General features: G+C 58.3%; 8 protein-coding genes and 1 pseudogene. 1 reads left to right on the plus strand and 8 read right to left on the minus strand.

The window, feature by feature from the left end:
* Window positions 1-116: 116 nt before the first annotated feature.
* From ACQKP4_RS09970 to ACQKP4_RS09985, 4 genes are all read right to left on the minus strand, one after another.
* The gene (locus ACQKP4_RS09970; RefSeq protein WP_427632649.1) at window positions 117-845 is read right to left on the minus strand and encodes a dienelactone hydrolase family protein; all 729 of its coding nucleotides are present in this window, start codon (window positions 843-845) and stop codon (window positions 117-119) included.
* Window positions 846-911: 66 nt separating this feature from the next.
* Window positions 912-2816 (minus strand): molecular chaperone HtpG, encoded by a 1905-nt coding sequence (gene htpG / locus ACQKP4_RS09975; protein WP_427632651.1) that lies wholly within the window; start codon window positions 2814-2816, stop codon window positions 912-914.
* 81 nt (window positions 2817-2897) lie between these two features.
* A complete protein-coding gene (locus tag ACQKP4_RS09980; RefSeq protein ID WP_427632653.1) occupies window positions 2898-3350 on the minus strand; it encodes a PaaI family thioesterase in 453 nt (150 codons plus the stop codon).
* Window positions 3347-3823 (minus strand): PaaI family thioesterase, encoded by a 477-nt coding sequence (locus ACQKP4_RS09985; protein ID WP_427632655.1) that lies wholly within the window; start codon window positions 3821-3823, stop codon window positions 3347-3349. The genes ACQKP4_RS09980 and ACQKP4_RS09985 overlap by 4 nt, the downstream gene beginning before the upstream one ends.
* A 158-nt stretch (window positions 3824-3981) precedes the next feature.
* Here ACQKP4_RS09985 and ACQKP4_RS09990 point away from each other — a divergent pair, with 158 nt between their 5' ends.
* The gene (locus ACQKP4_RS09990) at window positions 3982-4215 is read left to right on the plus strand and encodes a hypothetical protein (protein WP_064679026.1); all 234 of its coding nucleotides are present in this window, start codon (window positions 3982-3984) and stop codon (window positions 4213-4215) included.
* A gap of 66 nt (window positions 4216-4281) precedes the next feature.
* Here the strand turns inward: ACQKP4_RS09990 and ACQKP4_RS09995 are convergent, their stop codons facing one another.
* From ACQKP4_RS09995 to ACQKP4_RS10010, 4 genes and pseudogenes are all read right to left on the minus strand, one after another.
* Window positions 4282-4683, minus strand: a complete 402-nt coding sequence (locus ACQKP4_RS09995; protein ID WP_427632658.1) for an MAPEG family protein — start codon at window positions 4681-4683, stop codon at window positions 4282-4284.
* Window positions 4683-5420: a DUF599 domain-containing protein gene (locus tag ACQKP4_RS10000; RefSeq protein WP_427632660.1), complete on the minus strand. Its 738-nt coding sequence runs from the start codon at window positions 5418-5420 to the stop codon at window positions 4683-4685. The genes ACQKP4_RS09995 and ACQKP4_RS10000 overlap by 1 nt, the downstream gene beginning before the upstream one ends.
* Window positions 5421-5710: 290 nt before the next feature.
* A complete protein-coding gene (gene brnQ, locus ACQKP4_RS10005; protein ID WP_427632662.1) occupies window positions 5711-7024 on the minus strand; it encodes a branched-chain amino acid transport system II carrier protein in 1314 nt (437 codons plus the stop codon).
* Window positions 7025-7468: 444 nt separating this feature from the next.
* Window positions 7469-7669: pseudogene (locus ACQKP4_RS10010) on the minus strand (succinate--CoA ligase subunit alpha); the annotation flags it as partial.
* Window positions 7670-7759 lie beyond the last annotated feature (90 nt).

Raw genomic sequence — 7759 nt, forward strand, 5'->3', positions numbered from 1 at the left:
CACCGCCTTCGCGGGCAAGCCCGCTCCCACAAGGATTGCGCCGTACCTGTGGGAGCGTGGATTGCCCGCGATAGGGCCAGCCCTGACACCAACGATGTCGGGGCAATAAGCAGCCATCAGCCCTTGAACACTTCATCCAGCAAGTTATGCATCGACACAAACGCCCGGGCCGCCGTTTTCGCGTCATACATCATCTTGCCCGGCACATTGGCATGCGGGTCGGTAAACGAATGCACCGCGCCGCCGTAGCTCAGCAATTGCCAATCCACACCCGCCGCATTCATTTCGGTTTCAAACGCCGGCAGTTGCTCTTTCGGCACCAACGGATCGGACGCGCCATGCAGCACCAGCACCGAGCCTTTGATGTTGTTCGCATCATTGACGTTCGGCGTATCGAGCGAGCCATGGAACGACACCGCCGCTTTCACTGACGCGCCGCTGCGAGCCAGTTCCAGCGCGCAGCAACCGCCGAAGCAGAAACCGAACGTCGCCAGCTGCGCGGTATCGACCGCCGCTTCGCCCTGCCCTTGCAGTTGTTCGAACGCTGCCTGCATGCGTTTGCGCAGCAAGCCTCGATCACGCTTCAACGGCATCATCGCCGCCCCGGCCTCGTCGCCATTTTTCGGACGCACCGATTGACCGTACAGGTCCGCGATCAACACCACATAACCGTTGGCCGCCACCGACTTGGCGATCTCTTCGGCACCGGCGCTGATGCCCATCCAGTTCGGCGCCATCAACAGGCCCGGACGCGGGCCGTTGTGGTCAGCGTCGAAGGCCAGACGGCTTTCATAGGTCTGGCCATCGAACTGATAAACGACCGAACGAACAGTGATTTGGCTCATGACTAATTCCCAGTAAAAGACACCAGAATGAAAAAACCCGCCGAAGCGGGTTTTTTTACAACGCGATCAAACCGACAGTTCAACCAACAGCTTGTTCAGACGGCGCACATACGCCGCCGGGTCTTTCAAGCTGTCGCCAGCCGCCAGAGCCGCCTGATCGAACAGGATGTGCGACAGGTCGCCGAAGCGCTCGTCACTCTGCTCGGCGTCAAGCTTCTCGATCAGCGGGTGAGCCGGGTTGAATTCGAAGATCGGCTTCGAATCCGGAACCTTCTGCCCACTGGCTTCGAGGATCTGGCGCATTTGCAGGCCCAGGTCCTGTTCGCCGATGGCCAGGATCGCCGGGGAATCGGTCAGACGGTGCGAAACCCGTACTTCAGCCACCGAATCACCCAGCGCGGCTTTCAGACGCTCAACCAGGCCTTCTTTGGACTTGGCGACTTCTTCCGCAGCTTTCTTGTCCTCTTCCGAGTCCAGATTGCCGAGGTCAAGATCACCGCGCGCCACGTCGACAAAGTTCTTGCCGTCGAAGTCGCTGAGGTAGCTCATCAGCCACTCGTCGATGCGGTCGGTCAGCAGCAGCACTTCGATGCCTTTCTTGCGGAAGACTTCCAGGTGCGGGCTGTTTTTGACTTGCGCGTAGGTTTCGCCGGTCAGGTAGTAAATCTTGTCCTGACCTTCCTTGGCGCGGGCCAGGTACTCGGCCAGACCTACAACCTGTTCGCCGTCATCACCGTTGGTCGATGCGAAGCGCAGCAGACCCGCGATTTTCTCTTTGTTGGCGAAATCTTCTGCCGGGCCTTCTTTCATGACCTGACCGAAGTTCTTCCAGAAGCCCTTGTATTGCTCAGGCTCGTTTTTCGCCAGTTTTTCCAGCATGTCGAGCACGCGTTTGGTCAGCGCCGACTTCATGGAGTCGATGTTCGGTTCTTTCTGCAGGATTTCCCGCGACACGTTCAGCGACAGGTCGTTGGAGTCGACCACACCCTTGATGAAGCGCAGGTACAGCGGCAAGAACGACTCGGCCTGGTCCATGACGAACACACGCTGCACGTACAGCTTCAGGCCTTTCGGCGCTTCACGCTGGTACAGGTCGAACGGAGCACGGGCCGGCACGTACAGCAGCGAGCTGTATTCGAGCTTGCCTTCGACCTTGTTGTGGCTCCAGCTCAGCGGGTTTTCGTAGTCGTGAGCGATGTGTTTGTAGAACTCCTGGTATTCCTCGTCTTTCACTTCGGTGCGAGGACGGGTCCACAGGGCGCTGGCGCGGTTGACGGTTTCCCACTCAACAGCCGGAGCCTCTTCGCCTTCAGCGGCTGCCACTTCTTTTGGCAACTCGATCGGCAACGCGATGTGGTCGGAGTACTTCTTGATGATGTTGCGCAGGCGCCAGCCATCGGCGAATTCGTCTTCACCGGACTTCAGGTGCAGGACGATGCGGGTGCCGCGGTCAGCCTTGTCGACGGTGGCGACTTCAAAATCGCCTTCGCCCTTGGACGACCAGTGCACGCCTTCGCTGGCGGCAGCACCGGCGCGACGGCTGAACACATCCACTTTGTCGGCGACGATGAAGGCCGAGTAGAAGCCGACACCGAATTGACCGATCAGGTGCGAATCTTTCTTCTGGTCGCCCGACAGGTGCTTCATGAAATCGGCGGTGCCGGATTTGGCGATGGTGCCCAGGTGGGTGATCGCGTCTTCGCGGCTCATGCCGATGCCGTTGTCCTCGAGGGTGACGGTTTTGGCGTCTTTGTCGAAGCTCACACGGATTTTCAGTTCGGCGCCACCTTCCAGCAACTCAGGCTTGGACAGGGCTTCGAAACGTAACTTGTCGACAGCGTCAGAGGCGTTCGAGATCAATTCGCGAAGGAAGATTTCCTTGTTGGAATACAGCGAATGGATCATGAGGTGCAGCAGTTGCTTCACCTCGGTCTGGAAGCCCAGGGTTTCCTTTTGAGTTTCCACACTCATGGTCATCAAACTCCAATCAGATGGCAGTGGCCGCGACCTTCAGGGTCGGCGGCGGGTTGTCATCAGAGTTTGGGGCTGAGTTCAGGATTTCAAGGGCTCTTCAATTTTGAAATGTGCCCGGGCCGTGGCAATCGGCTCGCCTTCGGTGCTTTGCCAGGCCGTAATCGCGACGTTGGCAACCCGCCGGCCCTGCCGGCAAACCTGGCAGCGCGCCCACGTATCGCGAAACTGTCCGGCGCGCAGGTAGTCGAGGGAGAAGTCGATGATCTTCGGCACGCCCGGCGAGCCGGTGGCAATCAACAAGTGCAGCGCCGCCGACAGCTCCATGAACCCGGCAATCACCCCGCCATGAATCGCCGGGAGTAAAGGGTTACCAATGTTGTCCTTGTTGGCCGGCAGGCGAAACAGCAACTCATCGCCCACGCGCGAACACTCGACACCAATCAGTCTGGCGTAGGGAATCAGGTGCAGCAGCGAAGCGTAGTCGCCCTGTTCATGGGCCTGCTGCAGTTGCTCCTTGAAGGACTCATTCATTGCGCACCCCCTGCAATGACGCCGCCGAAACCTTTGGTGCCTTTGATTGCCTTGCCCATGCGCATGAACGTGCCCACGACATGGGCGATGGGTTGCTCGGGATCATCCTGATAGGCAAATCCGCGAGCGAAGATGACGTCGGTGGTCACCCGATAACATTGGGCGAAACCGTAGACATCCTTGTGTGGTTCGGCGGCGTGCATGTAGTCGATGCGCAAGTCGAGCGTCGGGCAGACTTCGAATTCGGGCAGTACACACAGGGTCGACATGCCGCACGCGGTGTCCATCAGCGAGGTCAGCGCGCCGCCGTGGATCACGCCGGTTTGCGGATCGCCGACGATCTGCGAACTGTAAGGAAGTATGACAGTCAGCCCTTCGCTGCTGGCGCTGTGCACCCGCAATCCGAGGACCTGGCAATGCCGCAGCGCTGACAGAAATCGCGTCGCACGCTCAAAAACGGGGTTTTCGGCCATGGGATTAAAACTCTTCTTAATATTCGAGGAATCGTATTGGGTCCATTCGTAAAAGTTCCCGCGGGAACAATCTTATATATCTGAACGAATTGAGGAACTTAACCCGAATGGTCACGCTCGAAAGGCCAGTAGATATTTTCCATAAGGAGATACACCCCATGCGTAAGACTTTAGCTATTGCCTTGATGTTGACCGCTTCCCTCGGTCTCGCTGCCTGCGATAAAAAATCCGAGGACAAAGCTCAAGATGCCAACCAACATGCCGAGCAAGCTCAGCAAGACATGAACAAAGCTCAGGATAAAGTGAACGACGCCGCGAAAGAAAACGCCGAAGCCGCCAAAGCTCAGGCTGAATCGAACGAAGCTGCAGCAAAAGAAGCACCTAAAAACTAAAACAGTTTTTAGCGTGAAGAAGAAAACCCGCCAAGTGCGGGTTTTCTTTTGTCTGCGATTTGCCGACTAGAGCAAAATAGTTCTAAAAGTCGGACTAATCATCAACAGCAATGAACACACTAATCCAACGATCCAGACCAGACTTCTTTGCCAGGCCAGGTCCGCCCAATAACACAACAAATAAACGATTCGGCTGATCACGAAGATGATGGCCAGTAAATCGATCAGCCAGCCTGCGGTTTGCGTGGTGTGCGCCATCAACACGCCCACCGCAAACAACATGAACGCTTCGATACAGTTTTGATGTGCCGCCACGGCGCGGGCACCGAACCCGGTGAGTTGCGCCTGTTGCTGGCGCGGCAGGTGATTGTTGTAACCGCCCTGCTCTTTCATGGCCTTGGCGACCGGCATACGCGCCACGTAAATCAGCAACGCACTGATAAACACACACCAGAACGGAATACTCATCAAACAACCTCTTTGTTGGCTTCGGGCAATGGCGCCTCTGTAGGGGTATAGACCATTACGTCGAGCACGTCGGAATGAAACTCCCGGCGATACAACACCAGCACCACCCCGGCACTCATCAACATGAACAACCACGGGCTGACGAACCAGGCCAGCATGGTCATGCCGAAGTAATACGAACGCAGGCCAAAGTTGAACTGGTTGGCGGCCATCGAGATCACGCGCGCCGCGCGGGCCGCGAAGGCTTTGCGTTCTTGCTCGGACACATGGCGCTCACCAATCATCGGCGCCGAGCCAATCAGGATCGCGGCGAAGTTGTACTGGCGCATGCACCAACTGAATGTGAAAAACGCGTAGACAAACACCAGCGCCAGGCACAGCAGCTTGATTTCGGACATGCCCTGAGAGGCCTGCTGCACCATTGGAATATCCGCCAATAACGACACCGCCCGTTCGGATGCACCGAGCACGGTGAGAATACCGGCGAGGATGATCAACGTGCTGGACGCGAAGAACGAGGCGTTGCGCTCCAGGTTGCCCACCACACTCGCATCGGCGATGCGGTTATCGCGCAGCAGCATGCGACGCATCCAGTCTTCGCGGTACAGGTGCAGCACGCTGGCCAGGCACGCGGTATCACGGCCCTTCCACGTGGCATAACGGGTGTAACCACCCCAGCAGATGACAAACCAGAGTGCGGCGAGGAGGTGGATGATGTTGGCGTGGATGAACGACATGCAGGTCCTTGGGATTTACGCGCTGTGGGGGCAAGCTTCTGTGGTGAGGGGGCTTGCCCCCGTTGGACTGCGCAGCAGGCCCAGAATGCTGGGGCCGCTTCGCGACCCAACGGGGGCAAGCCCCCTCGCCACGAAAGCCCCGCCCGACAATTGGATGTGTAGTGGTTCGACGTTAGCTCAAGGAAAAAGACACTGCACCGATGCCAAAAAAATGCCCCGTACCGAGGGGTACGGGGCATTGCTGTTTTCTGCTTGATCGGCCCGCTTATGGCAGGCCAATGAACAGCAGCTTAAGCCAGCGCTTCTTCGCGCTTGCCCAGCAGACGGTCGCAGATCACGGCGACCACCAGCGTCATGAACGACGGCACCAGCCACGCCAGCCCCTGCGCACTCAGCGGCAGATGGGACAGCTGAGTCGGCATCCAGTCCGCCAGACCCGCACCCTTGAGCGCGTCGATCATGCCGAAGATAAACGACACCAGCATCACCGGGCCAACGATGCGGCCCTGCTCATGCCAGAAGTCTTTGCAGAAGCTCAGCGCTACCAAGACGATGCACGGCGGGTAGATCGCCGTCAGCACCGGGATCGAGAAGGCAATCAGCTTGGTGAGGCCCAGGTTGGACACAAACAGCGAGAACACCGCCAGGATAATGACCAGTGTCTTGTAGGACAGTGGCAGCACACGGCTGAAGTATTCGGCACAGGCGCAGGTCAGGCCGACCGCTGTCACCAGACAAGCCAAGGAGATCAACACCGCCAGGAAACCGCTGCCTAACGATCCGAAGGTGTGTTGAACATAGGCGTGCAGCACCGCTGCACCGTTGGTTGCCCCGGCCGCCACTTCATGACTGCCCGAACCCAGACGGAACAGGCTGACGTACACCAGCGCCAGCCCCACGCCGGCAATCAACCCGGCGATGATCGCGTAACGGGTGATCAACGCGGGCGACTCGACGCCACGGGAACGGATCGCGTTGACGATGACGATGCCGAACACCAGGGCGCCCAAGGTATCCATGGTCAGGTAACCATTGATGAAACCTTGAGAGAACGGTGCCGCGACGTATTCAGGCGTGGCCACACCGATATCACCGGCGGGCAGCATGAACGCGGCGATGCCGAGCGCGGCCAGGGCGATGATCTTCAGTGGCGCGAGGAAACGTCCGACGGTGTCCAGCAAACGGCCGGGGTACAGCGAGATGAAGAACACCAGCAGGAAGTACACCGAGCTGTAGAGGAACAGCGCCAGCGGGCTTTCGCCGGTCAGCGGCGCCAGGCCCACTTCGAACGACACGGTCGCGGTGCGCGGCGTGGCGAACAACGGACCAACCGTGAGGTAGCACGCTGCGGCCAACAGGCCACCGGCGATTTTGCCGATCGGGCTGCTCAACACATCCATCGTGCCACCGACTTTCGCCAGCGCCACCACTGTGATCACCGGCAAACCGACCGCGGTGATCAGGAAGCCCAGCGCCGCCATCCAGACATGAGGTCCGGACTGCAAGCCGACAATAGGCGGGAAGATGATGTTGCCGGCCCCGACAAACAGGGCAAACGTCATAAAACCAAGTGCCAGGATGTCCTGGCCTTTCAACACTTTCATTAAGGAAATACCACACTACTGAATCGGAATTTAGAGAGGGATTTCCCATGTGGGTGAGGGAAATGCTGTCGATCCGTATGGGATTGACCCTTTAGCGCGGCGCTGCCTTGTGGGCGGCGTTCGCAAAAATGGTCGCTAGCCTAACGAATTCGCCGCAAAAACGCACTGTTACAGGGCGAACTATCCGATATGCGACGTTTCCGTGTCGCGTTTACATATCTAATTTACTTAAGAAGCCCTTGTGGCTAGGGGGCTCGCCCCCGTTGGGTCGCTAAGCGGCCCCCAAAACCGATAATGGCCGACAGTTCACGCTTGTCAGATTTGCGCCTGCTTCTCCGTCGAACAGGCCCCCCCCTGACCACAAAGGCCGGTACAAACTTCAGAAACGACAAAGGCCACCCGAAGGTGGCCTCTGTTTGGTGAAGCGTCAGCTAAGCGCGAGGCTTATTTGATCGCCCAACCGGTCAGCTCGGACAACGCCTTGCCGATGTCTGCCAGCGAACGCACGGTTTTAACGCCTGCGTCTTCCAGGGCAGCAAACTTCTCGTCTGCAGTGCCTTTGCCGCCAGAGATGATTGCGCCAGCATGGCCCATGCGCTTGCCCGCAGGGGCAGTCACACCAGCGATGTAGGAAACAACCGGACGGCCGCTTGCACCAGACCCACATAACCGCTACCAAATACACTGATTTTCATGGAGCACTCCTGAATTCGGGCGCGCGAGCCGGACGAGAAT

The sequence above is a fragment of the Pseudomonas sp. NPDC086278 genome (genome assembly GCF_050280905.1).
GTDB lineage: Bacteria > Pseudomonadota > Gammaproteobacteria > Pseudomonadales > Pseudomonadaceae > Aquipseudomonas.